The 25697-nt window shown below is 57.0% G+C and carries 19 protein-coding genes, 1 tRNA gene, 3 pseudogenes and 1 riboswitch; of the genes and pseudogenes, 9 read left to right on the forward strand and 14 right to left on the reverse strand.

Annotated features, from left to right (window positions below; all coding sequences use genetic code 11):
* Positions 1-135 precede the first annotated feature (135 nt).
* From galS to mglC, 4 genes are all read left to right on the forward strand, one after another.
* Positions 136-1176, forward strand: a complete 1041-nt coding sequence (gene galS / locus HA43_RS13145) for an HTH-type transcriptional regulator GalS (RefSeq protein WP_039385437.1) — start codon at positions 136-138, stop codon at positions 1174-1176.
* 307 nt (positions 1177-1483) lie between these two features.
* A complete protein-coding gene (gene mglB / locus HA43_RS13150) occupies positions 1484-2479 on the forward strand; it encodes a galactose/glucose ABC transporter substrate-binding protein MglB (RefSeq protein ID WP_071668025.1) in 996 nt (331 codons plus the stop codon).
* Positions 2480-2548: 69 nt separating this feature from the next.
* Positions 2549-4069: a galactose/methyl galactoside ABC transporter ATP-binding protein MglA gene (gene mglA, locus HA43_RS13155; protein WP_071668024.1), complete on the forward strand. Its 1521-nt coding sequence runs from the start codon at positions 2549-2551 to the stop codon at positions 4067-4069.
* A gap of 18 nt (positions 4070-4087) precedes the next feature.
* Positions 4088-5098: a galactose/methyl galactoside ABC transporter permease MglC gene (gene mglC / locus HA43_RS13160; RefSeq protein ID WP_094111867.1), complete on the forward strand. Its 1011-nt coding sequence runs from the start codon at positions 4088-4090 to the stop codon at positions 5096-5098.
* 67 nt (positions 5099-5165) lie between these two features.
* Here mglC and sanA read toward each other — a convergent pair whose 3' ends face one another.
* The 6 genes and pseudogenes from sanA to metG form a co-directional block, all read right to left on the reverse strand.
* Positions 5166-5885: an outer membrane permeability protein SanA gene (gene sanA, locus HA43_RS13165; protein WP_094111868.1), complete on the reverse strand. Its 720-nt coding sequence runs from the start codon at positions 5883-5885 to the stop codon at positions 5166-5168.
* Positions 5886-6016: 131 nt separating this feature from the next.
* Positions 6017-7714 (reverse strand): NAD-dependent malic enzyme, encoded by a 1698-nt coding sequence (locus HA43_RS13170; RefSeq protein ID WP_039385428.1) that lies wholly within the window; start codon positions 7712-7714, stop codon positions 6017-6019.
* 157 nt (positions 7715-7871) lie between these two features.
* The gene (gene cdd / locus HA43_RS13175) at positions 7872-8768 is read right to left on the reverse strand and encodes a cytidine deaminase (RefSeq protein WP_094111869.1); all 897 of its coding nucleotides are present in this window, start codon (positions 8766-8768) and stop codon (positions 7872-7874) included.
* Positions 8769-8892: 124 nt separating this feature from the next.
* Positions 8893-9584: pseudogene (locus HA43_RS13180) on the reverse strand (CidB/LrgB family autolysis modulator).
* Entirely contained in the window at positions 9577-9963 is a 387-nt protein-coding gene (locus HA43_RS13185; protein ID WP_094111870.1) for a CidA/LrgA family protein, read from the reverse strand. Before HA43_RS13185 ends, HA43_RS13180 begins: the two are co-directional and overlap by 8 nt.
* Positions 9964-10129: 166 nt before the next feature.
* Positions 10130-12162 (reverse strand): annotated as a pseudogene (metG, locus tag HA43_RS13190) (methionine--tRNA ligase).
* Positions 12163-12324: 162 nt separating this feature from the next.
* Here metG and apbC point away from each other — a divergent pair.
* Positions 12325-13437 (forward strand): iron-sulfur cluster carrier protein ApbC, encoded by a 1113-nt coding sequence (gene apbC, locus HA43_RS13195; protein ID WP_094111871.1) that lies wholly within the window; start codon positions 12325-12327, stop codon positions 13435-13437.
* Between the two features lies 1 nt (position 13438).
* Here the strand turns inward: apbC and HA43_RS13200 are convergent, their stop codons facing one another.
* Complete coding sequence (locus tag HA43_RS13200) at positions 13439-13885, reverse strand: GNAT family N-acetyltransferase (RefSeq protein ID WP_094111875.1); 447 nt, start codon at positions 13883-13885, stop codon at positions 13439-13441.
* A gap of 261 nt (positions 13886-14146) precedes the next feature.
* Here HA43_RS13200 and ahpC point away from each other — a divergent pair, with 261 nt between their 5' ends.
* Positions 14147-14710, forward strand: coding sequence for an alkyl hydroperoxide reductase subunit C (gene ahpC / locus HA43_RS13205; RefSeq protein WP_039385421.1), 564 nt, complete (start codon positions 14147-14149; stop codon positions 14708-14710).
* A gap of 71 nt (positions 14711-14781) precedes the next feature.
* Complete coding sequence (gene ahpF / locus HA43_RS13210; protein ID WP_094111872.1) at positions 14782-16350, forward strand: alkyl hydroperoxide reductase subunit F; 1569 nt, start codon at positions 14782-14784, stop codon at positions 16348-16350.
* 56 nt (positions 16351-16406) lie between these two features.
* Here the strand turns inward: ahpF and HA43_RS13215 are convergent, their stop codons facing one another.
* On the reverse strand, positions 16407-16610 hold the full coding sequence (locus HA43_RS13215; protein ID WP_104085202.1) for a hypothetical protein: 204 nt from the start codon (positions 16608-16610) through the stop codon (positions 16407-16409).
* A gap of 190 nt (positions 16611-16800) precedes the next feature.
* A riboswitch (TPP riboswitch) is annotated at positions 16801-16897 on the forward strand.
* Between the two features lie 69 nt (positions 16898-16966).
* Here HA43_RS13215 and thiD point away from each other — a divergent pair.
* On the forward strand, positions 16967-17767 hold the full coding sequence (thiD, locus tag HA43_RS13220; RefSeq protein ID WP_094111876.1) for a bifunctional hydroxymethylpyrimidine kinase/phosphomethylpyrimidine kinase: 801 nt from the start codon (positions 16967-16969) through the stop codon (positions 17765-17767).
* A 58-nt stretch (positions 17768-17825) separates the two neighbouring features.
* On the opposite strand, the gene HA43_RS13225 is transcribed toward thiD, so the two are convergent.
* Positions 17826-17901, reverse strand: a tRNA-Asn gene (locus HA43_RS13225).
* Between the two features lie 264 nt (positions 17902-18165).
* Between HA43_RS13225 and HA43_RS13230 the strand changes: the two are divergent.
* A pseudogene (locus tag HA43_RS13230) lies at positions 18166-19286 on the forward strand (Gfo/Idh/MocA family protein).
* Positions 19287-19360: 74 nt separating this feature from the next.
* On the opposite strand, the gene yegS reads toward HA43_RS13230, so the two are convergent.
* The 5 genes from yegS to mdtD all read right to left on the reverse strand — a co-directional run bounded on the left by yegS (position 19361) and on the right by mdtD (position 25492).
* Positions 19361-20260, reverse strand: coding sequence for a lipid kinase YegS (gene yegS, locus HA43_RS13235; protein ID WP_094111873.1), 900 nt, complete (start codon positions 20258-20260; stop codon positions 19361-19363).
* 228 nt (positions 20261-20488) lie between these two features.
* Positions 20489-21859 (reverse strand): prephenate-dependent tRNA uridine(34) hydroxylase TrhP, encoded by a 1371-nt coding sequence (gene trhP / locus HA43_RS13240; protein WP_039385414.1) that lies wholly within the window; start codon positions 21857-21859, stop codon positions 20489-20491.
* Between the two features lie 136 nt (positions 21860-21995).
* Positions 21996-22703, reverse strand: coding sequence for an envelope stress response regulator BaeR (gene baeR / locus HA43_RS13245; protein ID WP_039385412.1), 708 nt, complete (start codon positions 22701-22703; stop codon positions 21996-21998).
* A gap of 9 nt (positions 22704-22712) precedes the next feature.
* Positions 22713-24095 (reverse strand): envelope stress sensor histidine kinase BaeS, encoded by a 1383-nt coding sequence (gene baeS, locus HA43_RS13250; protein ID WP_039385410.1) that lies wholly within the window; start codon positions 24093-24095, stop codon positions 22713-22715.
* On the reverse strand, positions 24095-25492 hold the full coding sequence (gene mdtD, locus HA43_RS13255) for a multidrug transporter subunit MdtD (RefSeq protein ID WP_094111874.1): 1398 nt from the start codon (positions 25490-25492) through the stop codon (positions 24095-24097). Before mdtD ends, baeS begins: the two co-directional genes overlap by 1 nt.
* Positions 25493-25697: the final 205 nt, after the last annotated feature.

Raw genomic sequence — 25697 nt, forward strand, 5'->3', positions numbered from 1 at the left:
GCATCACAAAGATCGCATAAAGCAATGTAACCGTTTTCATTGATGTGAGCTGTTTCACGTAGCTGAAGTCTGCGGCCTGACACTATAGCGCTATTACGCGCCCGTCGCGTCTTTCAGCCTTTGTGGAACCGCTGCATGATAACGATTCGTGATGTCGCCCGACTGGCGGGAGTTTCTGTTGCCACCGTGTCGCGCGTGCTCAATAACAGCAGTGCCGTCACCTCTGATACCCGCGACGCCGTGCTGCAGGCGGTGGAATCGCTGGGCTATCGTCCGAACGCCAACGCACAGGCGCTCGCCACCCAGGTCAGCGACACGATTGGTGTCGTTGTCATGGATGTCTCCGATCCCTTTTTTGGCGCGCTGGTGAAAGCGGTGGATACCGTGGCGCAGCGGGTGCATAAGCATGTTCTCATCAGTAATTCCTGGCATCAGGAAGATAAAGAGCGGCACGCCATTGAGGTGCTGATCCGTCAGCGCTGCAATGCGCTGGTGGTACATGCGAAAACGCTTTCAGACGCTGAACTCACGCAGTTTATGGATCAGGTGCCGGGAATGGTGCTGGTTAACCGGGTGATCCGCGGCTACGAGCATCGCTGCGTCTGTCTCGACAATGTAACCGGTGCGCAGGTTGCCACCCGCATGCTGCTGCAGCAGGGGCATCAGCGTATCGGCTATCTCAGCTCCAGCCACCCGATTGAAGATGTGGCTCAGCGCCGCGATGGCTGGCTGCAGGCGCTGTCAGAGCAGGGTATCCAGCCGGCAGAGGCGTGGATCGCCCATGCTGAACCCGATATGCAGGGCGGTGAAGCCGCGATGGTGGAGCTGCTCGGGCGCAATTTGCATCTGACCGCCGTGTTTTCCTATAACGATGGCATGGCGGCTGGCGCCCTGACGGCGCTGAAAGATAACGGCATTCAGGTGCCGCAGCATTTTTCTGTCATCGGTTTTGATGACATTCCTATTTCCCGTTACACCGATCCCCAGCTGACAACCGTACGCTATCCCATTGTTTCTATGGCAAAACTGGCAACAGAGCTGGCGCTGAAAGGCGCAGCCGGTGAGCTGGATCCTCAGGCATCGCACTGCTTCATGCCTACGCTGGTGCGGCGTCACTCAGTGGCCCAGCGACAAATTGTGGAGTCGATCACTAATCCAGGCGATAGCGCCATGTAACCGTTTCCAATATGTGATTACATTCACAGTTAATTACCAGACCGCTCACTATGATGGCAGCGTCTTACCGGACTGAAACATCATGAAACGCCGGGTCACGCCTCTCCGGACAGGTTTCAGTAGCCGATTGAAATGGTTCACAACACTCTTCAGGAAGCGGTTACGTACAGGGAAGTCAGGATAGGGAGAGCGGTCCGGCTAACGCCCGCGCCTGCTCCAGAATGATAGCGTTTCAACCGACTGCGTTCGCTGCCCGCAGGCAGCAGGGCGCAATGAAATACCCTGCATAATTAAAACCGGAGATACCATGAATAAGAAGGTTTTCACGCTCACAGCACTGGTTGCCAGCATGATGTTTGGTGCAACTGCACACGCCGCCGATACCCGCATTGGCGTGACCATTTACAAATATGATGACAACTTCATGTCAATGGTGCGTAAGGATATCGAGAAAGAGGCGAAAACGCTGGGCGGCATTCAGCTGCTGATGAATGACTCGCAGAATGACCAGTCCAAACAGAACGATCAGATTGACGTGCTGATGGCCAAGGGCGTGAAAGCGCTGGCAATTAACCTGGTAGATCCGGCAGCGGCAGCGGTAGTCATCGACAAAGCAAAAGCCAATGACGTACCGATTGTGTTTTTCAACAAAGAGCCGAACGCCAAAGTGCTGGCCAGCTATCCGAAAGCCTATTATGTCGGTACAGACTCAAAAGAGTCAGGTATCAAACAGGGCGAGCTGATTGAGAAGCACTGGAAATCGACGCCAGCCTGGGATCTGAACAAAGATGGACAGATTCAGTTTGTCCTGCTGAAAGGCGAGCCAGGCCACCCGGATGCTGAAGCGCGTACCAAATATGTTATCGACACCCTGAACAAAGATGGCATCAAGACGCAGCAGCTGGCGATGGATACCGCAATGTGGGATACCGCTCAGGCGAAAGATAAAGTCGATGCGTGGCTCTCCGGTCCGAACGCTAACAAAATTGAAGTGATTATTGCCAACAACGATGCAATGGCAATGGGCGCGGTTGAAGCGCTGAAAGCACACAACAAATCAAGCATTCCGGTGTTTGGTGTCGATGCGCTGCCAGAAGCGCTGGCGCTGGTGAAATCGGGTGCGATGGCGGGTACCGTGCTGAACGATGCGGAAAACCAGGCGAAAGCCACGCTGGATATCGCGAAGAACCTGGCAGATGGCAAAGAGCCAACCGCGGGCACTAACTTCAAGATGGAAGATAAAGTGGTTCGCGTGCCTTATGTCGCCGTAGATAAAGAGAACCTCTCTCAGTTTGCGAAGTAATCTATTCCGGGCGCGGCAATTTGCCGCGCCTTATTGCATCTGCATACGCTTTTTTTAGCCAGGTAAATTATGGCCAGTGAGAATCCGACCACACAGCGTGAATATCTGCTGGAGATGACGAATGTCTCGAAATCATTTCCAGGGGTGAAAGCCTTAGATAATGTGAATTTGAAAGTGCGGCCGCACTCCGTCCATGCCTTAATGGGTGAAAACGGCGCCGGAAAATCGACATTATTAAAGTGCTTATTTGGCATCTATAAAAAAGATACGGGGAGTATTCTTTTTCAGGGCCAGGAGATTGACTATAAAAGCTCCAAAGAAGCGCTGGAAAATGGCGTCTCAATGGTGCATCAGGAATTAAACCTCGTGCTGCAGCGCAGCGTGATGGATAATATGTGGCTGGGTCGCTACCCGCGTAAAGGGCCATTTGTCGATCAGGACAAAATGTATCGCGATACCAAAGCGATCTTTGATGAGCTCGATATTGATATCGATCCGCGCGATAAAGTGGCGAATCTTTCTGTATCGCAGATGCAGATGATTGAAATTGCCAAAGCGTTCTCCTATGACGCCAAAATTGTCATTATGGATGAACCGACCTCTTCGCTGACGGAAAAAGAAGTTAACCACCTGTTTACTATTATTCGTAAACTAAAAGATCGCGGCTGCGGTATTGTCTATATCTCGCATAAGATGGAAGAGATCTTTCAGCTGTGCGACGAGATCACCATTCTGCGCGACGGACAGTGGATCGCCACTCAGTCGCTGGAAGGGCTGGATATGGATAAGATCATCGCCATGATGGTGGGCCGTTCGCTTAATCAGCGCTTCCCGGATAAGAGCAACGTGCCGGGCGAGGTGATTCTGGAGGTCCGCAACCTCACTTCACTGCGTCAGCCCTCGATTCGCGATATCTCATTTGACCTGCATAAAGGGGAGATCCTCGGTATCGCCGGGCTGGTGGGTGCCAAGCGTACCGATATCGTTGAGACGCTGTTTGGCATTCGCGAGAAGTCGGGCGGAACTATCCGGCTGCACGGCAAAGCGATCAACAACCACAGTGCAAACGAAGCGATTAACCACGGTTTTGCACTGGTGACAGAAGAGCGTCGCTCCACCGGGATCTACGCCTATCTCGATATCGGCTTTAACTCGCTTATCTCCAATATTAAAAAATATAAATCCAGTATCGGCCTGCTTGATAATAAGCGTATGAAGAGCGATACCCAGTGGGTTATTGACTCGATGCGGGTAAAAACGCCAGGTCACCATACGCAGATTGGCTCGCTTTCAGGCGGTAACCAGCAGAAGGTCATTATTGGCCGCTGGCTGCTGACCCAGCCGGAAATATTAATGCTTGATGAACCTACGCGCGGTATTGACGTAGGGGCTAAATTTGAAATTTATCAGCTGATTTCAGAACTGGCCAAAAAAGAGAAGGGCATTATTATTATCTCCTCAGAAATGCCAGAGCTGCTGGGTATAACCGATCGTATTCTGGTAATGAGTAACGGTCAGGTAGCCGGTATTGTCGATACAAAAACGACCTCGCAGAATGAAATCCTGCGTTTAGCGTCATTACACCTTTAATGAAGCAAGGGCTTTAAAATGAAAGCGACTACTAAAAAGAATGCGCTAACCTGGTTAAAAGAGGGCGGTATTTACGTCGTCCTGTTTGTTCTGCTGGCGATTATTATTTTCCAGGATCCGACGTTTTTAAGTTTAATGAACCTGAGTAACATCCTGACGCAATCGTCGGTGCGTATTATTATCGCGCTGGGCGTGGCCGGGCTGATTGTGACTCAGGGTACTGACCTCTCCGCCGGGCGGCAGGTTGGCCTGGCGGCGGTAGTGGCGGCGACGCTGCTGCAGTCGATGGATAACGTGAACAAGGTTTTCCCGCATCTGGAAACCATGCCGATTCCGCTGGTTATTCTGGTAGTGTGCATTATCGGCGGCGTGATTGGCCTGGTAAACGGCGTGATCATCGCATACCTCAAGGTAACGCCGTTTATTACCACGCTGGGTACGATGATCATCGTGTATGGTATTAACTCCCTCTACTACGATTTTGTCGGTGCCTCGCCGATCGCTGGCTTCGATGCGGGCTTCTCCACCTTTACCCAGGGTTTCCTGCGCTTTGGTGACTTCAAGCTCTCGTTTATCACCTTTTACGCCATTATCGCTATCGTGTTTGTCTGGATCCTGTGGAACAAAACCCGCTTCGGTAAAAACATTTTTGCGATTGGCGGTAACCCGGAAGCGGCAAAAGTTTCAGGCGTTAACGTGCCGTTCAACCTGATTCTGGTCTATGCCCTGTCAGGTGTGTTCTATGCGTTTGGCGGTCTGCTGGAAGCGGGCCGTATTGGCAGCGCCACCAACAACCTCGGCTTTATGTATGAGCTGGATGCGATTGCCGCCTGCGTGGTGGGCGGCGTCTCCTTCGCCGGCGGTGTGGGTACGGTCGCAGGCGTCGTGACCGGGGTAATTATCTTTACCGTAATCAACTACGGCCTGACTTACATCGGCGTGAACCCTTACTGGCAGTACATCATCAAGGGCGGCATCATTATCTTCGCCGTGGCGCTGGATTCACTGAAATACTCGCGCAAGAAATAAGCGTGAAGTAACGGAAAAAGGCTGCGCTGGCGCAGCCTTTTTTTATGGCTGCCGGCCGCAGCAAAGGCTACTTGCGCAGCTTCTCTTCCAGCTCCAGCAGCTGTTCAGGCGTGACCGCCGGATAGCTCTGCGCATCTTCCGGCACCGTATGCACTGCCGGAATTGGCACCAGCGGTCCGAGAAAACGCGGCTCGCGCTTCATCAGATAGAGATCGGCCATGGCGCCCAGCCGGGCACCGACTTCGCGTGCGCGCACCGACAGCATATTTTTCGGCGAGGGTACGGCATAGCACTGTGCCTGAATGCCAAGGTGCAGCGCAATGTAGAGCGCCCGCTCGCAGTGAAAGCGCTGGGTGATAATAATGAAGTCGTTGGTGTCAAACACCTTGCGCGTGCGCACAATGGAGTCGAGCGTGCGAAAACCGGCATAATCCAGCACGATATCGGCTGGATCGACGCCAGCTTTAATCAGATCGCGTCGCATGGTGGCGGGCTCGTTATAGCTCTGCTGGGCGTTGTCGCCGCTCAGCAGCAGGTAGTTAACTTTGCCGCTGTTATAGGCGTTGAGCGCGCCCTGCATGCGATAGAGGTAATACTGATTAATGACGCCGGCACGATAATATTTCGCGGTGCCCAGTACCACGCCAACCTGACGATGCGGCAGCGAGGCGACATCTTCATAGATAAACGGCGCGGTTTTCCAGCTGATCCAGCGATCAAGGCCGAGCGCGGTCGCCACCATCGCTAAGATGATGATGATCAGAGCAAAGAAAACGCGTTTCAGCATGCGCGCGGCAACTCAACAGGCAGGATTCAGGGTGCTTCAAGGCTACTTGAGCCGGGGCGGCTAAGCAAGCTCACCCCGGCTGGCTGATGTTTTTTTCGGCAGTGCCGGATCGAAATCCGGCGCTGAGGCGATCAGATAGAGGTACGGCGGTAGTGGCGATACTGCGGCAGCCAGAAGTTGTTGTGAACCGCTTTAGAGAGCACATCCTCCGACGTTACCACGGCAACGCCAGCCAGCTGTGCCGCTTTGCCCACTTCCATCGCAATCAGTTTAGAGACGCCCTGAATATCTTTGATCTCCGGCAGGACCGGACCTTCGCCGTCGTTAACCAGCGGCGAGCAGTCAGCCAGCGCGCGGCTGGCGGTCATCAGCATGGAATCGGTCACGCGCGTTGCGCCCGCGGCAATCACGCCGAGTCCGATGCCCGGGAAGATATAGGAGTTGTTGCACTGGGCAATCGGATAGGTTTTGCCTTTCCAGGTCACCGGTGAGAACGGGCTGCCGGTGGCAACCAGCGCGGCACCGTCGGTCCAGGCGATGATATCCGCCGGCGTCGCTTCCACGCGTGACGTCGGGTTAGAGAGCGGCATCACTATAGGGCGTTTGCAGTGCTTGTGCATCTCGCGAATGATCTCTTCGGTAAACAGGCCTGGCTGGCCCGATACGCCGATCAGAATATCGGGCTGCGCGTTGCGCACCACATCCAGCAGCGAAATCGTGTCGCTGGTGACGTCCCAGGCTTTCAGATTGTCACTTTTCTGCACCAGCCTGCTCTGGAAGTCGAGCAGGTTTGGCAGCTTATCGGTGAGCAGACCAAAGCGGTCAACCATCATGACGCGCGAACGCGCTTCATCATCGCTCAGTCCTTCCGATTTCATCTGCGCAACGATCTGTTCAGCGATACCACAGCCTGCAGAACCGGCGCCGAGGAAGACCACTTTCTGCTCGCACAGGCGGCTGCCTGCGGCGCGGCTGGCGGCAATCAGGGTACCAACGGTAACGGCTGCGGTGCCCTGAATATCGTCGTTGAAGCAGCAGATTTCATCGCGATAGCGCTGCAGCAGTGGCATAGCGTTTTTCTGTGCAAAATCTTCGAACTGCAGCAGGACGTTTGGCCAGCGACGTTTCACCGCCTGAATAAATTCATTCACAAACGACTCATACTCTTCGCCGCTAATGCGCGGATGACGCCAGCCCATATAGAGCGGGTCGTTGAGCAGCTGCGGGTTATTGGTTCCGACATCCAGCACCACCGGCAGGGTATAAGCCGGACTGATGCCGCCGCAGGCGGTATAGAGCGACAGTTTACCAATCGGAATACCCATGCCGCCGATGCCGAGGTCGCCCAGGCCAAGAATGCGCTCGCCATCCGTGACCACAATAACCTTCACATTCTGCTTGGTGGCGTTCTGCAGCATGTCTTCGATGCGATCGCGATTGTTGTAGGAGATAAATACGCCGCGCGCGCGACGGTAAATTTCGGAGAAGTGCTCGCATGCCGCGCCCACGGTCGGGGTGTAGATAATCGGCATCATCTCTTCCAGATGATTATCCAGCAGGCGGTAGAACAGGGTTTCGTTGGTATCCTGGATATTGCGCAGATAGACGTGCTTGTCGTTATTGTTTTTGAAATCCAGGAACTGACGCCAGGCGCGTTCCGCCTGCTCTTCAATGGTCTCAACCGCATCCGGCAGCAGGCCATTAAGATTAAATTCGTTTCGCTCTTCCAGAGAGAAGGCGCTGCCTTTATTCAGCAGCGGAAATTCCAGCAGAATCGGACCCGCATAGGGGATATAGAGCGGGCGTTTACTTTCGTACTCGAGTTCCATGCAATGTTTGCTCCGGTTGCAGTGTTTGCTGACGTATCGCTACGAAAAGGTCACGCCAGATCTGATTATTGTGAAGGTCTGGCGCCCGATCCTATGAAAATTCCGGCAGATGTACAGCTTTTGTTAACAGCAGGTCACAAAAGCGGTAAAAGGATCACTAAACGGATGTTTTTGAAACTAAAGTAATCGTCAGCTCGCGGCAGCCGAGCGCGGCGAGCGTCGCCCGCGTGGCGTCCGCCTGCGTCAGCGTACCCTCTGCAGACTCGGCCAGCGCCGCGCGGCGAATAGTTTCCAGCGGTTCATGATGCATATTCATCAGGATCAGCGCGGCCTGCAGCGGCGGCAGGCTCGGGTTGAAGGCGGCATTCTCCGCATAGCGGCCGCTGTAAATGGCGCCGCTGTGGCTCTCCAGTGCCACGCCGCTGTAGCTGAAGCTATAAGGCGCGTGGCTCTGGCTGGCAGCCCGGATTGCCGCCTGCTGCAGCGCATCGCCGGCAGGAGCAAAGGCATGGTCAACCGGCGTCATCAGCCGTTCGGTAATATTGAGGTCGGCAGGACCAAATGCATCGGGCAGGTAGTGGGCCAGCGTGTTCACGTCACGGCCCGGCAGGCTGATGCGGATCGCCGTGCCGCTGTTCAGCTCATTCATAAACTGACGGCAGTGGCCGCACGGCGTGTAGTTAACCGTAATCGCCTCGATCCCGGTTTCACCGCGCAGCCAGGCGTGGGTAATCGCGCTCTGCTCAGCGTGCACTGTCTGCTGCATCGTGGCACCGCGAAACTCCATATTCGCCCCAAAATACCAGTGGCCGCTGACGCCGCGCGCGATAGCGCCAACGCTGAAGCGCGAGAGCGGTGCAACCGCGCAGCAGGCGGCAAGCGGCAGGAGCGCCAGCGCCAGCGCATCCTCTTCCAGTCCGGTCGCCTGCTGCAGCGTTATCCGCTCATCGGGGCGGAGAACGCCGTGAAAATCGGGCGCGTCCAGCAGCGGCTGCAGCGCCTGCTGCAGGGGCAACGGCAGGTCGGAGAAAGCGGAAGAGAATCGTGGATGCATGGTATCAGGCCTCATTAACTCATCAGCGGCGGTGCGCCGCCTGCTGAGTTATATGTGATCCATGTCGCTATGACAATGCAAGCTCATTGAGTTGTTTCAACTTTGCGAGATCTCTCGCAAACTTTCAGCCAAACCATGCCAGCAGCAGCGGAAAGATAAACGGCGCCAGTAAAGAGGTGATGATGCCGCAAATCACCAGCGCCAGCGAACTGAACGCCCCTTCCTGATAGTCGAGTTCCGCCGCGCGCGCCGTGCCCAGCGCGTGTGACGCGTTGCCAATCGCCAGGCCACGCGATGCTTTGCTGCGAATGCGCAGGAGGTTCAGCAGCATGTGCCCGAATACGGCACCAAATACGCCCGCGATCAGCACGCAGATAGCGCTGATGGCCGGAATACCGTGCAGTGAGGCAGAGACCGCCATCGCAATCGGGGTGGTGACTGACTTGGGCAGGAGCGTCGCGGCGATCTCCGGTGTGGCGCCCAGCCACAGCGCCATCGCGGTACCAGAAACCATGGCGGTCAGGCTGCCAATAAAGCAGACGCTGATGATGGTTTTCCAGCGTGCGCGGATCTGATGCATCTGCTCATAAAGCGGCAGCGCTAAGGCCACGACCGCCGGTTGCAGCAGCTGATTCAGCAGTGCGCTGCCGGCAAAATAGCGCGTATAGGGGGTATGCGTGAGCAGCAGCAGCGGGATAATGATGGCCATAGCTACCAGCAGCGGATTAATCAGCGAGATTTTGAGCTTTGCCGCCAGTCGCGCGCCACAAAATAAGCAGCCAGCGTCAGCGGCAGGGACCACCAGGCGTCACTCATGCGGCTGCTCCGGTTTCGGACGCTGCAGGCGTTCAGCGCTAAAACCTACCACCACCAGCACCATCAGCGTGCTGGTGAGGCAGGAGACCACGATCGGCCCAAACTGCGCGGAAAGTACATCGGTATAGCTGATGACGCCGACGCTTATCGGGACAAACAGCAGCGCCATATAGCGGATCAGCAGATGGCAGCCGGGCTTTACCCAGCGGACCGGCAGAATTTGCAGTCCCAGCAGGAGAAACAGCAGCAGCATACCGATAATACTGCCGGGAATAGTAAAGGGAAGCAGGGCGGCGATCGCGATACCGGCATAGAGCGCGGCATAGATAATCGTAAAGGCGCGCAGATAGCGCCAGCAGGCAGTTAACACGTCAGGCATCTCCGGCGTCTGTCATCGGTTTACATCATACGCATTACGCGCTTAGCGTGCCAGAGTCCGGCCTGCGTGCGCGGCAGAACTGGCGTAGAGGGTCGTTCAGGAAGAGGGCGGGAGCGGAAAAGCAGCCCTCTTCGCAGCGGAGAGGGCTGTAAACAAAGAAAAGCGATTACTTAACCGGCATGCCGGGCTGTGCGCCGCTGTCCACCGAGAGCACAAACAGATCGCTGCCGCCAGAGCCGGCTGAGAGCACCATTCCTTCCGATACGCCAAAGCGCATCTTACGCGGTGCCAGGTTGGCCACGATAATGGTCATCTTGCCCACCAGTACCGAAGGATCGGGGTAGGCAGCACGAATGCCGGAGAAGATCTGACGCTTCTCACCGCCGAGATCGAGCTGCAGGCGCAGCAGCTTGTCTGAACCCTCAACCAGTTCCGCTTGCTCAATCAGCGCTACGCGCATATCGACTTTGGCGAAATCATCAATGGTGATGGTGTCGCCAATCGGCGCATCAGCAAGCGGGCCGCTCACCGCAGGCTGACTGGCCGCCGCCGCATCCTCTTTCGATGCCTCAATCAGCGCCTCCACTTTTGCCATCTCAATACGGCCATAGAGCGCTTTGAACGGTGCCACGCTGTGATTCAGCAGCGGCTGCGCGATGCCATCCCAGCTCAGCTCGCTCTGCAGAAACGCCTCGGCGCGCTCGCTCAGCGACGGCAGTACCGGCTTCAGCCAGGTCATCAGCACGCGGAACAGGTTGATGCCCATTGAGCAGATCGCCTGCAGGTCAGCGTCACGGCCTTCCTGTTTCGCCACCACCACGGTGCCTGCTCATCAACATAGCGGTTCGCCAGATCGGCCAGCGTCATGATCTCACGGATAGCGCGGTTATATTCACGGTTCGCCCACGCCTCGCCAATCTTCTCTGATGCGGCCACAAAGGTCTGATACAGCGCCGGATCGGCGAGTTCAGCGGCCAGCTCGCCGTTAAAGCGTTTGGTGATAAAACCGGCGTTGCGCGAAGCCAGGTTAACGACTTTGTTCACTACGTCAGCGTTAACGCGCTGCACGAAATCTTCCAGATTCAGGTCGATATCATCAATGCGCGAAGAGAGCTTGGCCGCGTAGTAGTAGCGCAGGCTGTCGGCATCAAGATGCTTCAGCCAGGTGCTGGCTTTGATAAAGGTACCGCGCGATTTTGACATCTTCGCGCCGTTTACCGTGACATAGCCATGTACAAACAGGTTGGTCGGCTTGCGGAAGCCGCTGCCTTCCAGCATTGCCGGCCAGAACAGGCTGTGGAAATAGACGATATCTTTACCGATAAAGTGGTAAAGCTCGGTCGCGGAATCTTTCTGCCAGAATTCGCTGAAGTCGATATCGCCGCGCTTGTCGCACAGGTTCTTGAACGAACCCATATAGCCGATTGGCGCATCCAGCCAGACGTAGAAATATTTGCCCGGCGCATTCGGAATCTCAAAGCCAAAGTAGGGCGCATCGCGGGATATATCCCACTGCTGCAGTCCCGACTCAAACCACTCCTGCATCTTATTGGCGACCTGCTCCTGCAGCGCGCCGGAACGCGTCCACGCCTGCAGCATCTCGCTGAACGCCGGCAGATCAAAGAAGAAGTGCTCAGAGTCACGCAGTACCGGCGTAGCGCCGGATACCACTGACTTCGGCTCAATCAGCTCGGTCGGACTGTAGGTGGCGCTGCACACTTCGCAGTTATCGCCATACTGATCGGCCGCTTTACATTTCGGGCAGGTGCCTTTCACAAAGCGATCGGGCAGGAACATCCCTTTTTCCGGGTCGTAGAGCTGCGAAATGGTGCGCTTCTTAATGAAGCCATTTTCATTCAGGCGCGTGTAGATCACCTCAGCCAGCTGACGATTCTCATCGGCATGCGTTGAGTGATAGTTGTCATAGCTGATATTAAAGCCGGCGAAGTCAGTTTCATGCTCCTGCTTCATCTCGGCAATCATCTGCTCCGGCGTGATGCCCAGCTGCTGTGCTTTCAGCATAATCGGCGTGCCGTGCGCATCGTCTGCGCAGATGAAGTAAACCTGGTTGCCACGCATTCGCTGGTAACGGACCCATACATCAGCCTGGATGTGTTCCAGCATGTGACCAAGATGGATAGAGCCGTTTGCGTACGGCAGGGCGCACGTTACCAGTAATTTTTTAGCGACTTGAGTCATGATTTGCGTAGCTTTCCGTTAATGAAAAATCGGGGTTAGATGTTAACCGAAGCACCCTCCGGCGTAAACACAGGAGGCGCGTCGCGCTCTTTTTCGCGCTGCTCTGATATGATTGACCTTATACCGCTACATTCTGGCGTCATGATGAAATAAGGAGAGGGGATGAGCACACAATCCCGGGATTATCATTCACCTGAAGCGTTGCGTGCCGTGGTCAGCGGCGTGCTGAGCGCATTTACGCACCCTACGCTGCAGCAGAATCTCACTACGCTGAAAGCGCTGCGGCACGTGGCGCTGCTGGATGAAAAACTGCATATCGAGCTGGTTATGCCGTTTATCTGGCGCAGCGCGTTTGAGGATCTCAAAGCGCAGGTCAGCGCGGAGCTGCTGCGGCTGACGCAGGCGCGCGCCATCGACTGGCGTCTGCGTCACGATATCGCCACCCTGAAGCGGGTAAAAAATCAGCCGGGCGTGAACGGCGTGAAAAATATCATTGCGGTCAGCTCCGGCAAAGGCGGCGTCGGCAAGTCGAGTACGGCGGTTAACATGGCGCTGGCGCTGGCCGCCGAAGGGGCGCGCGTGGGGCTGCTGGATGCGGATATTTACGGTCCCTCCATTCCGAATATGCTGGGAACGGAAGCGGAGCGTCCGACATCGCCTGACGGCACGCACATGGCACCGATTATGGCGCACGGGCTCGCGACCAACTCAATTGGCTATCTGGTTACGGACGATAATGCGATGGTGTGGCGCGGACCGATGGCGAGCAAGGCGCTGCTGCAGCTGCTCAACGAGACGCTGTGGCCCGACCTCGACTATCTGGTTCTCGATATGCCGCCCGGCACCGGCGATATCCAGCTGACGCTGGCGCAGAGCGTACCGGTCACCGGCGCAGTGGTGGTGACCACGCCGCAGGATATTGCGCTGCTGGACGCGCGCAAAGGCATCGTGATGTTTGAAAAAGTGGCGGTGCCGGTGCTGGGGGTGGTGGAGAACATGAGCATGCATATCTGCAGTGAGTGTGGCCATCATGAGCCTGTTTTCGGCACCGGCGGCGCTGAGCGGCTGGTACAGGATTACCACACTCGCCTGCTGGCACAGCTGCCGCTGCATATTCACCTGCGGGAAGACCTGGATGACGGGACACCTACGGTGATCCGCCGGCCAGAGAGCGAGTTTACCGCCCTCTATCGCCAGCTGGCGGGACGCGTAGCCGCTCAGCTTTACTGGCAGGGCGAGGTGATCCCGGGCGACATCGCCTTTCGGGCGGTATAACTCACGCCGTTTCGCTGGCGCGCCCCGCCAGCGGATAGTGCATCAGCACATAGGTACCCTGTTCGCCTTCGCCGCTGGCGACGCGCTGCCAGCCGTGATGCTGGTAGAACGCCAGCGCGGCCCGATTCGCAGCCAGACATTTCAGCGCGCCGGTTGAGGTAAAGCGTGCTGTAACCTGCTGTAGCAGCGCGCTGCCCACACCCTGACCCTGATACGCCGGGTCAACATAGAGGCTGTGCAGAAAATTGTCGTTATCGAGAATGCCGGCAAAACCCGCGCGTTCGCCGCCGATCTCCGCTACCAGCACCGTTTCACCCAGGATCACCGCATCAAAATCCTCCAGCTGCCACGCATCACCGTTAAGCCACGTCCAGCTTTGCCGGCGCGCGGCGAGAAACAGCGTGCGCAGAAACGGGCGATCGCTCTCCTGAAAAGATCGGATATTCACGTACGGGGTCTCCTGAATCGCAAGCATCGCTTATGGCACGCGGTCATACGTACCAGCCTGTAAAAAAAATAGCAGTTTTGCCGCATTCTGAGAAAGCCTGTTATCGCCGCCGCTTTTCTGTGTAGAATGCCGCGGCAAGCCGCACCGGATCTGGTCTCGCTGCATTGATAGCTTTTGTTTATCTGAGTGATAACGTCTGCGTATTAGCACCTGGCCTGAAAAAACTGTAGCCTGCATCACATCTTTTTAACGGAGGTCACTATGTCAATCATTAACACCAAAATTAAACCGTTCAAAAACGCAGCGTTCAAAAACGGCGAATTCATCGACGTAACCGAGAAAGACGTTGAAGGTAAATGGAGTGTTTTCTTCTTCTACCCGGCTGACTTCACCTTCGTATGCCCGACCGAACTGGGTGACGTTGCAGACCACTACGAAGAGTTCCAGAAACTGGGCGTAGATATCTACTCCGTTTCTACTGACACGCACTTTACCCACAAAGCCTGGCACGGTTCTTCCGAGACCATCGGCAAGATTCAGTATGCCATGATCGGCGATCCAACCGGCGCGCTGACCCGCAACTTTGAAATTATGCGTGAGGCAGAAGGTCTGGCCGATCGCGGTACGTTCATCGTTGACCCGGAAGGCATCATCCAGGCGATCGAAATCACCGCTGAAGGCATTGGCCGCGACGCTTCTGACCTGCTGCGCAAAGTGAAAGCTGCACAGTACGTGGCTTCACACCCAGGCGAAGTCTGCCCGGCTAAATGGAAAGAGGGCGACGCCACGCTGGCTCCGTCACTGGATCTGGTCGGTAAAATCTAAGTTACCTGACGCCATTCGGTCTCTTTTTTATCGGGTGCTGCGGCACCCGATTTTCTTCACAGGAACTCACTATGCTCGACACCAATTTAAAAACCCAGCTTAAGGCTTACCTTGAGAAACTAACGAAACCGGTTGAGTTGATTGCTACCCTGGATGAGGGCACCAAATCTGCTGAGATCCGTACGCTGTTAGCAGATATTGCCGCGCTCTCTGACAAAGTCAGCTTCCGTGAAGAGAACGATCGTCCGGTACGCAAACCGTCGTTTCTGATCACCAACCCAGGCAGTCAGAGCGGTCCGCGCTTTGCCGGCTCGCCGATGGGTCATGAATTTACGTCACTGGTGCTGGCGCTACTCCAGACCGGTGGACACCCCTCTAAAGAGGCGCAGAGTCTGCTGGATCAGGTGATGTCACTTGATACCGATCTGCACTTTGAAACCTACTACTCGCTCTCCTGCCATAACTGCCCGGATGTGGTGCAGGCGCTGAACCTGATGGCGGTACTGAATCCGCGTATCAGCCACACCGCCATTGATGGTGGCGTGTTCCAGAATGAAATTACCGAGCGCAACGTCATGGGCGTGCCGGCCGTCTATCTGAACGGCAAAGAGTTTGGACAGGGCCGCATGAGCCTGGCCGAAATCGTCGGAAAAGTTGATACCAACGCTGACAAGCGTGCGGCAGAAGAGCTGAATAAGCGTGACGCTTATGAAGTCCTGATTATCGGCAGCGGTCCGGCAGGCGCCGCAGCGGCTATCTACTCCGCGCGTAAAGGTATTCGCACCGGCCTGATGGGCGAGCGTTTTGGTGGTCAGGTACTGGATACAGTAGATATTGAAAACTACATCTCGATACCAAAAACAGAAGGGGCGAAGCTGGCGGGTTCACTGCGCGCGCACGTCGATGATTACGCGGTAGATGTGATTGACACACAGAGCGCCATTAAACTGATTCCCGCCGCGCAGGAAGGGGGATTGCACGCCATTGAAACCGCTTCCGGCGCGGTGCTGAAATCACGCAGCATCATCATCGCCACCGGCGCGCGCTGGCGCAACATGGGCGTACCGGGCGAAGATCAGTATCGCACCAAAGGCGTGACCTATTGCCCGCACTGCGACGGCCCGCTGTTTAAAGGCAAGCGCACCGCGGTTATCGGCGGCGGTAACTCCGGCGTGGAAGCGGCCATCGATCTGGCCGGTATTGTTGAGCACGTTACGCTGCTGGAGTTTGCCGGCGAAATGCGCGCTGACAAAGTGCTGCAGGATAAACTGCGCAGCCTGAAAAACGTCGACGTGATCCTTAACGCCCAGACCACCGAAGTTAAAGGCGACGGCAGCAAAGTCACCGGGCTGGCGTATCTGGATCGCACCACCCAGACTACGCACGAGCTGGCGCTGAGCGGCATCTTTGTTCAGATTGGTCTGCTGCCTAATACCGGCTTCCTTGAAGGCGCGGTAGAGCGCAACCGCATGGGTGAAGTGATTATCGATGCGAAGTGCGAAACCAGCCTGAAAGGCGTATTTGCCGCCGGCGACTGCACCACTGTGCCGTATAAGCAGATTATCATCGCCAGCGGCGAGGGCGCTAAAGCGTCACTCAGCGCCTTTGATTATCTGATCCGCACCCAGCCAGCACAGTAAATCTCGCTGTCCGGCCCGCGCCCCGCACCTTGCTGCGGGGCTTTTTTTGCGCTAAATCAGCCGAGCCAGCGGCGCGCTTCGCTATCGCTGAGGTCGCGGTAGTAGAGCTTATGCAGCTGTACACCACAGCTGCGACAGCGCGCGGTGATAAAGGTAGCCTGACAGTAACGTCCGGCAGGATTCAGAACGCCGTGGCGGCTGATGGTAATCTGATGCCAGCGGTGAGCGTGCGGAATAAGATGGCGCAGCAGGTTAAGCATGGTGATATCCGGCAGGGTGATCCGGCAGCAGATTAAGCATGCTGCCGCGTTGTCGCGGCTTGCGCTGTATCAATAAACTGGTCACTCCAGCGGTCTGTCTGCTTCTGCTACCGCGCAGATCAAGCTTTCTGCTCTCTGCGGCTTGCTTCGGGCGATCGCTTCCCCTAAGCTGCCGGTGTGTCGTAACAGACACCATGACTCGGGGTGCCCTTCTTTGTGAAGGCTGAGAAATACCCGTATTACCTGATCTGGATAATGCCAGCGTAGGGAAGTCAGATGCCTGCGCGCATTCGCCTTCCTGTACGCCTGACAGGAGCGCTATGATGACCCACCCTTCCTCTGTTTTACCGCGCGGCTTGCCCCGTATAAATGCCCTGACTATTGCCGGTACCGATCCCAGCGGCGGCGCGGGTATTCAGGCCGATCTCAAAACCTTTTCCGCGCTCAGCGCCTACGGCACCAGCGTTATTACCGCGCTGGTGGCGCAAAACACCTGTGGCGTACAGTCGGTCTGTTACATTTCACCGGCGTTTGTCGCCGCCCAGCTGGATTCGGTGCTGAGCGATATTCGTATCGATACGGCAAAAATCGGCATGCTGGCAGAGAGCGCTATTGTAGAGGTGGTGGCAGAGAAACTGGCGCGCGCGCGGCTGCCGTTTGTAGTGCTGGATACGGTAATGATTGCCAAAAGCGGCGATGCGCTGCTGGCGCCAGAGGCGGTGGCGGCGATGCGTGAGCGGCTGCTGCCGCAGGCTTCGCTGATCACGCCTAATCTTCCGGAAGCCGCGGCGCTGCTGGAAACAACACCTGCCCGCGATGAGCGCGCCATGCAGCAGCAGGGGGAGGGGCTGCTCGATCTCGGCTGTGCCGCGGTGCTGATGAAAGGAGGACATCTGGAGGATGCGGAAAGCCCGGACTGGCTGATTACCCGCAGCGGACGTTTCCGCTTTACGGCCCCGCGCGTAGCGACGCGCCATACTCACGGCACTGGCTGTACCCTCTCGGCGGCGCTGGCAGCGCTGCGGCCGCGTCATGAGAGCTGGGCTGATACGGTGACGGCGGCAAAAGGCTGGCTGCAGCAGGCGCTACTGCAGGCCGATTCGCTGGAGGCAGGAAAGGGCATCGGGCCGGTGCACCACTTTCATCACTGGTGGTAGGGCGGATAACACGCAGGCATAAAAAAAGCAGCCTTACAGGCTGCTCTTTTTAAGAATCTGGCTCCTCTGACTGGACTCGAACCAGTGACATACGGATTAACAGTCCGCCGTTCTACCGACTGAACTACAGAGGAATTGTGTGGAACGGGGCGCATAATATCGGGCAGCCTGCTGCGTGTCAAAGCCCTTTTGCAAAATTTTTACTGACTGCTGAATAAACCGCCACTGCCTGACTTAATGTGAGGAATATCACCAAAGTACTGCAAAATTACAGCGGGATTTGTTGATTTTGTCGTGTGCTCCACATCAATGATCACAGATATTTCATTTCGCCATTGTGGCGCTAAAAAATGAAACATATATTCCGCGAAACCTCCTCCACTTTTCACGGGTGCAGCATGAACAGAGTCAGAATCGGAATGATCGGCAGCGGATATATCGGGCGGTGTCACGCTATCGCCTATGCGCAGGCGCCCACGGTGTTTGCCCTGAAAGGTGAGATCGTGCGGGAGATGCTGGCTGAAGTCGATCCGGCACTGGCGGCAAAGCAGGCGGCCACGTTTGGCTTCGCCCGCTCCACTGGCGACTGGCGCGAGCTGGTCAGCGATCCGCAGATCGACGTTGTCGATATCTGCGCGCCCAACTTCCTGCATAAAGAGATGGCGCTGGAGGCGATCCGCCACGGCAAACATGTCTACTCGGAAAAGCCGCTGTCGCTGAGCGTGGCGGATGCAGAGGAGATGGTGCAGGCGGCAGAGCGGGCGGGTGTAAAAACGCTGGTGGGTTTTAATTACATGAAAAATCCGACCAGCCAGCTGGCGCGGGAGATCATCGCGCGCGGCGAGATTGGTGAAGTGGTGCACTTTTACGGCACGCATAATGAAGATTACCTCGCCAGCCCGCAGACGCCGCTGGACTGGCACTGTCAGAAAAAACTGGCAGGGCTGGGCGCACTCGGCGATCTGGCCGCGCACATCGTCAATATGGCGCACTATCTGGTGGGTGACATTGAGGAGGTCAGTGGCGACATGATGACGGTAATCGCGCAACGCCCCGACCCTAAAAATCCTGCGCGTCTGCTGCCGGTAGAGAATGAGGATCAGCCAGCGCGCTGCTGCGCTTTAGCAATGGCGCGCACGGCGTGATTGAGACTTCACGTATTGCCTGTGGCAGCAAGATGGGGCTGACCTATGTGGTCACCGGCACCCGGGGTACGCTGCGCTATACCCAGGAGCGTATGGCCGAGCTGGCGCTCTATATCCACGACGAACCAGCCGGACGGCAGGGCTTTAAAACGCTGCTCACCGGACCGGCGCATCCCGACTACGCCAGCTTCTGCGTCTCCGCCGGGCACGGTATCGGGTTTAACGATCAGAAAACCGTGGAGATCCGCGATCTGATCAACGGCATTGCGGCAGGCGATCGCATGTGGCCAGACTTTGCCGAAGGGTTACAGGTACAGAAAGTGCTGGAAGCCATCGCAATTTCGGCCACCGAGCGGCGCTGGATGAAGGTGTAACGCGGAAGGTTAAGCCGTTTTGCCCGGCAAACCACCCGGTGCGCATCAATGCGCACCCGGCGATGCGTGCGGCGTCAGGCCAGCAGCGCGCACTGTGGCGGCAGGCGACAGCTGAGCGCGCCTGGCAGCACGTCAATAGTAAACTCGCTGCCGCTCAGCGGCTCACCGTCCAGATTAAACGTCATCTCATGCGGCGAACGAATAGTCAGCGAGTCGAGCTGAGCCGACACAATATTGGGGTTCTCATCATCGCGCGTCAGCGAATGCAGCAGCGTTGGCAGCAGCTCCTGCGCGGTAACAATGCTGAGGTTAAGCTGACCATCGTTGATCAGCGCATCGGGGCAGAGGCGCTGCCCGCCACCCGCCTGACGACCGTTACCGATACCGATAACCAGCGCATCACCCTGCCAGCTGAAGCCAGGCCCGCTGATTTCACAGCTGTCAGGTTTGAGCGCATCCACGCGCATCAGGCCGTGAATAAAGTAGGAGACGCCACCCAGCGCGGATTTCAGTTTCTCCGGCGTTTCGGTGGTAATACGCGTACCAAAGCCGCCGGTCGCCATATTGATAAAGTAGCGGTCGCCATTCACCCGCGCCAGATCGATAGCGGTGGCTTTACCCACCACGGCAAGGCGCAGCGCCGGCTCCATCTCCGCCGGAATGCCCACGCTGGTGGCAAAATCGTTGGCGGTGCCGAGCGGCAGAATGCCGAGTACCGGACGTGAGGCCTCGGGTATAGCGGCCAGCGCGGTGGCAATCTCATTTATGGTGCCGTCGCCGCCGCCTGCAACAACGGTTTCCGCCTGCAGAGCAACCGCTTCCTGTACATAGCGATCGCCATCACCTTTTTCCCAGGTGACGCGCACGGCCAGATTAAAGCCCTCTTCGCGCAGCGTATTAACGGCCGCGCGCAGATCTTCATTGCCGGCGCCTTTTCCATTCAGGATCAGCAGCGTGAGCGGTGTAGTGTGCATCTTCAGTTCCTTGAAACGTGAGACAGGGATGTGGTTATAGCATAGCTGCGGCGGGAACTTTATCGGCAGGCGCTGAAAAAAGAAAACCCGCGCGGGGGAGCCGGGCGGGTAAATGAGGTGGTTCCTGGTCGTGCACGCTGGATATTGTTACTCATTAGCAGCAGGCGGGATTCTAAAGCGCGGCGCTGTAACCGTCTGTGATCCTGTTCTAACTTCGCCGCCTTTTTTTCATTTTGTGCGATTTTTGCCGTGCGGATCGCTGGTAGTATTGCCTTCAGTGAGGTTGCGCAGCAGCAGCGCAAAGCGGAGATCCACCTCTGCCGGCACCGGGATCCAGACCCGATGACCGTCGCCAGGAGCGACGGTGACCGCCTCGCCGCGATCGTTTTCCATCGCCTCCAGCGTGCAGGTCAGGTTGCCCTGCGGCGTCATGATCTCTGCCACATCGCCCTGCAGGAATTTGTTTTTCACCGCAATCTGCGCCCGGTCGCCGCGCCGCTCGCCGGTAAATTCGCCCACAAACTGCTGACGTTCAGAAACGGAAAAGCCCTGCTCATAGTTCTGGTAGCTGTCGTGGGTGTGACGCCGCAGGAAACCCTCGGTATAGCCACGATGCGCCAGACCTTCCAGCGTGGCGAGCAATGAGGTATCAAAAGGTTTACCCGCTGCGGCGTCGTCAATCGCGCGGCGATAGACCTGCGCGGTGCGCGCGCAGTAGTAGAACGATTTGGTACGCCCTTCAATTTTCAGCGAATGAATGCCCATTGCGCTCAGCCGTTCCACATGCGCCACCGCACGCAAATCTTTTGAGTTCATGATGTAGGTACCGTGCTCATCTTCAAACGCGCTCATCACCTCGCCCGGTTTCATCTTCTCTTCCAGCAGAAACAGCCGGTCGGTTGGCGCGTTGTGGCCGGGCACGGGAGCCTGCTGCTCTGCCGGTTCATGGATACCGGTAATATTGCCGACCTCATCCTGCTGGCCTTCTGAGACCTTATACGACCAGCGGCAGGCGTTGGTACAGGTGCCCTGGTTTGGATCGCGCTTGTTGAGATAGCCGGAGAGCAGGCAGCGACCGGAGTAGGCCATGCAGAGCGCGCCGTGGACAAAAATCTCCAGCTCCATCTCCGGCACCTGCGTGCGGATCTCCGCAATCTCCTCCAGCGACAGCTCGCGTGACAGAATGACGCGCGTCAGCCCCATCTGCTGCCAGAATTTCACCGTGGCCCAGTTGACGGCGTTGGCCTGCACGGAAAGGTGGATCGGCATCGCCGGAAACGCCTCGCGCACCAGCATAATCAGTCCCGGATCGGACATGATCAGCGCGTCGGGCTGCATCGCCACCACCGGTGTAAGGTCGCGAATAAAGGTTTTCAGTTTGGCGTTATGCGGCGCGATATTGACCACCACATAGAACTTTTTACCCAGCGCGTGCGCTTCGGCGATCCCCTGTGCCAGATTGTCATGCGTAAATTCATTATTGCGGACGCGCAGACTATAGCGCGGCTGGCCGGCATAAACGGCGTCAGCGCCGTAGGCAAAGGCGTAGCGCATATTTTTCAGCGTTCCCGCCGGGGAGAGCAGTTCAGGTTTAAACATGGAAGACTCACTGATGTCAGGTCAGCTGACCATCGCGGATGGCCACAGCAGAAGCCGCGGCGTGCGGCTCTGCAAAAGAGGCGGAAATTGTAGGCAGGGTGCGGAGTGAAGTAAATTGATCGGGATCAATAACAGGCTATGCCAGCCGGCACATATCCGCTTCCCAGCGATAGCCGATGCCATATACCGCACGAATAAACGGCTGATCGGCATCCAGCGCCTCAAGCTTGCGGCGCAGATTCTTGATATGGCTGTCTATGGTACGGTCAGTTACCACGCGGTAATCATCATAAAGCTGATTGAGCAGCTGCTCGCGGGAAAAGACTTTGCCTGGCTCCAGCGACAATGTTTTCAGCAGGCGGAACTCCGCCGGCGTCAGCTCCAGCGGCGCAGTACGCCAGCTGGCCTGAAAGCGGCCCTCATCAATCAGCAGCAGCGACGCCTGCTGCGTCTCTTCCGGCGATTTACGCGCGCGGCGCAGAATGGTTTTCACCCGCGCCACCACTTCGCGCGGGCTGAATGGCTTACAGATATAGTCATCCGCGCCGGTTTCCAGCCCCAGCAGGCGATCAATCTCTTCGGTACGGGCGGTGACCATAATAATCGGCAGATCGGAGTGGCGGCGTATCTCGCGGCACAGCGTCATGCCGTCGCAGCCCGGCAGCATCAGATCGAGCAGCATCAGCGCTGGCGTAGTGTGCTGCAGCCAGGCCTGTACCTCGCCGCCATTAGCAATATGGTGCGTGCGGTAGTTTGACGCCTGCAGATAATCGATCATCAGCTGCGCCAGTTTGGGTTCATCTTCAACAACAAGAATTAGTGGATCGCTATTTTCCGGGCTCATACGGGCTTTCTACTGGGGAACATAGGGCAAGTTTAGCCTGATTTGCACGCCACCTAAATCAGAGTGCTCCGCAGAAATCGTGCCGCCGTGCGCCTCGACGATATTTTTACAGATAGCCAGTCCCAGGCCGGACCCTCCGCTGGCACGATTGCGGGAGTTTTCCGCACGGAAAAAACGCTCAAACAGCTGCGCCCGCTGCGCCGCCGCTACGCCAGGCGCGCTGTCATCAATACAGAGCAGCCACTGATTCTCCTGCTGCCGCATGGTGATGCGGACTTCGCCGCCGGGATGGGTATAGCGCAGGCTGTTTTCCAGCAGATTCGTAAACAGCTGCATCAGGCGGTCAGGATCGCCAAAGCTGCTGGCTTCAGCAGGCAGCTGCAGCTGCAGCGTCAGCTGGTGCGTGCGATAGCGTCCGGCAAAGCTGCCGGCGATCACCTCCAGCAAGTTAACCAGATCCAGCGGCTGTTTACGGTAGGCGAGGGCGCCCGCATCGGAGAGCGAAAGCTGATGCAGGTCATCCACCAGCTTGGTCAGTACCACCACTTCACTCTGCAGCGAACTTATCGCCTCGGGCGTGACCTGCCGGACGCCATCCTGAATCGCTTCCAGTTCACCACGCAGGATCGCCAGCGGCGTGCGCAGCTCATGGGAGATATCCGCCATGAACGCGCGGCGATTACTCTCATTTTTCTCCAGCGACTGCGCCAGCTGATTAAAGTCGCGCGCCAGTTGACCGATTTCATCACCGCTATCCACCTCAACCCGGGTAGCAAATTTTCCCGCAGCCAGCTGATGGGTGCCCTCTACCAGTCGTTTAACCGGCGCCAGCAGGCCGCGTGCCAGCAGCCAGGTGACCAGCGCCGCCAGCAGAGTGGAGAGTGTGACGATCATCCAGTTGGTCTGGCGCTGCTGCCGGTCAAAATTGATGTCGGTGCTGCGCGTCAGGTTTTCCGCCGGAGAGGCAATTACCCAGCCGACAATTTTACCGCTGCTGGTGGTGATGTTACGCCGCGGCCCTTTTGGCGGAATCGGGGCGCGCGGGCCTGACAGCACCTTATATTGCTGATCGATGATCCAGAACTGCGTGCGCCAGCCGTGCGGCGGCAGCGGATTGTGGCTGCCTGGGTTCTGCTCCAGCGAGCGCAGAATGGTGAAGATCAGCCGATCGTTCTGGCGCAGAAAATCCCAGCTGCCGTGCTGCTCATACTGATCTGCCAGCGCATCACTCAGCAGCGTCAGCCGCTGTTCGTTGCCTTTTTTGATGTAGTCAACAAAGCCATGCTCAAAGCTGAGCCGTACGCCCCAGTGCATAGTAATGATGACCAGCATGCAGGTACCAAAAATCGCCATAAAGAGTTTGGCGCCAATGCCGGGCCGGAAACGCGCCATCACTTTTTACTCCTGGTTCTGAGATCAACACTTTTACTGAGTGCTTCCGGTACCCGCCAGAACACCAGCGCCGGCAGGGCGATGACGACCACCATACAGAGCCAGGTCCAGGCAAACGTCTGCTGCGCCATGTCGCTGCCCGCGGCAGCCTGCTGGCCAAAAGCGCCGAGCAGCAGACCCGCCAGCGTGACGCCGATACTCATCGACAATTGCATAATCATCGACAGTAAGCTGTTGCCGCCGGAGGCGAGATCGTCCGGCAGATCTTTCAGCGTCAGGGTATTCATAGCGGAAAAGCGCAGGGCATTGACCATGCCGAGCAGCAGTAATACCAGCGGCAGGAGCCAGATCCAGCCAGCCAGCGCGACCACGGCAAACAGCGCCACGACAAGCGCCAGCGCGAGCGTGCTTCCCACCAGTACGCGGCGATAGCCAAACAGGTTAACAATGCGCACCACCACCCGCTTGATGCCCATATTTCCCAGCACCATCGGGATCATCATTAACCCGGCGTGAAACGGCGTAAAGCCCAGACCTACCTGCAGAAATACCGGCGTCATAAACGGCAGCATGCCGCTGCCGATGCGCCCGGTAAAGCTGCCCAGCAGACCAATCGAATAGAGGCGGTTATCAAACAGGCGCAGGCTGAACAGCGCGTTGTCATTGTGGCGGCCGTGCATCAGATAAAACAGCAGTGACAGCACGCCTGTCAGAATCAGGAAGCCGGGCAGCAGCGCGCCATTGCCGCCGCCATCCAGCGCCAGCGTCAGCGCCGCCATGCCGGCCGCCAGCAGCAGAAAACCGGCAAAATCAAACCGGCGCGTCTGCATGGTGTAGTTCGGCATCAGCATCAGCGTGGCGACAGCGCCAATAATGCCGACCGGAATATTGATAAGGAAAATCCAGTGCCAGCTGGCGTACTCAACCAGCACGCCGCCGAGGGCCGGACCGAGCAGCGGGCCAATCTGGCCCGGCAGGGTAACAAAGGTCATGGCGGACATATATTGCTCACGCGGTACAATTTTCATGACCGTTAAGCGGCCCACCGGCACCATCATTGCACCACCGATACCCTGAACCACGCGCGCCACAACCAGCTGATTAAGCGTGGCAGCCAGCGCGCAGAACAGCGATCCGACGCTGAACAGCACAATCGCGCTGAAAAAGATGTTACGCACGCCAAAACGGTCAGCCAGCCAGCCGCTCAGCGGCAGCATCACCGCAACCGTCAGAACGTAAGAGACGATAACGGAATGCATATGCAGCGGGCTGACGCCAAGATCGCGCGCCATTGAGGGCAGCGCGGTATTGACAATGGTGGTATCCAGCGTTTGCATAAAAAAGCCAAACGCCACAATCCATAGCTGCCAGCGTACCGTGGTGGCAGGTTTGTTCATCTTCTCTCCTCCAGCATAAGGCGCGTTTGTTTACCCCGGGGTGCATTAATGCAGCAATCGTCCCCGCAGGGGCGCCATTAATGGTGCCCTGGTTTCGTACGTGTTGATTGCCCAGGGGCGCATAAATGCGCCCCCTGTGAAACCGGGTGGCATGTTCCCCTGTAGGGGCGCCATTAATGGCGCCCGGGTTTCGTGTGCGTTGTTT

Origin of the sequence: Pantoea eucrina (assembly GCF_002095385.1) — a bacterium.
GTDB classification, from domain to species: Bacteria; Pseudomonadota; Gammaproteobacteria; order Enterobacterales; family Enterobacteriaceae; genus Pantoea; species Pantoea eucrina.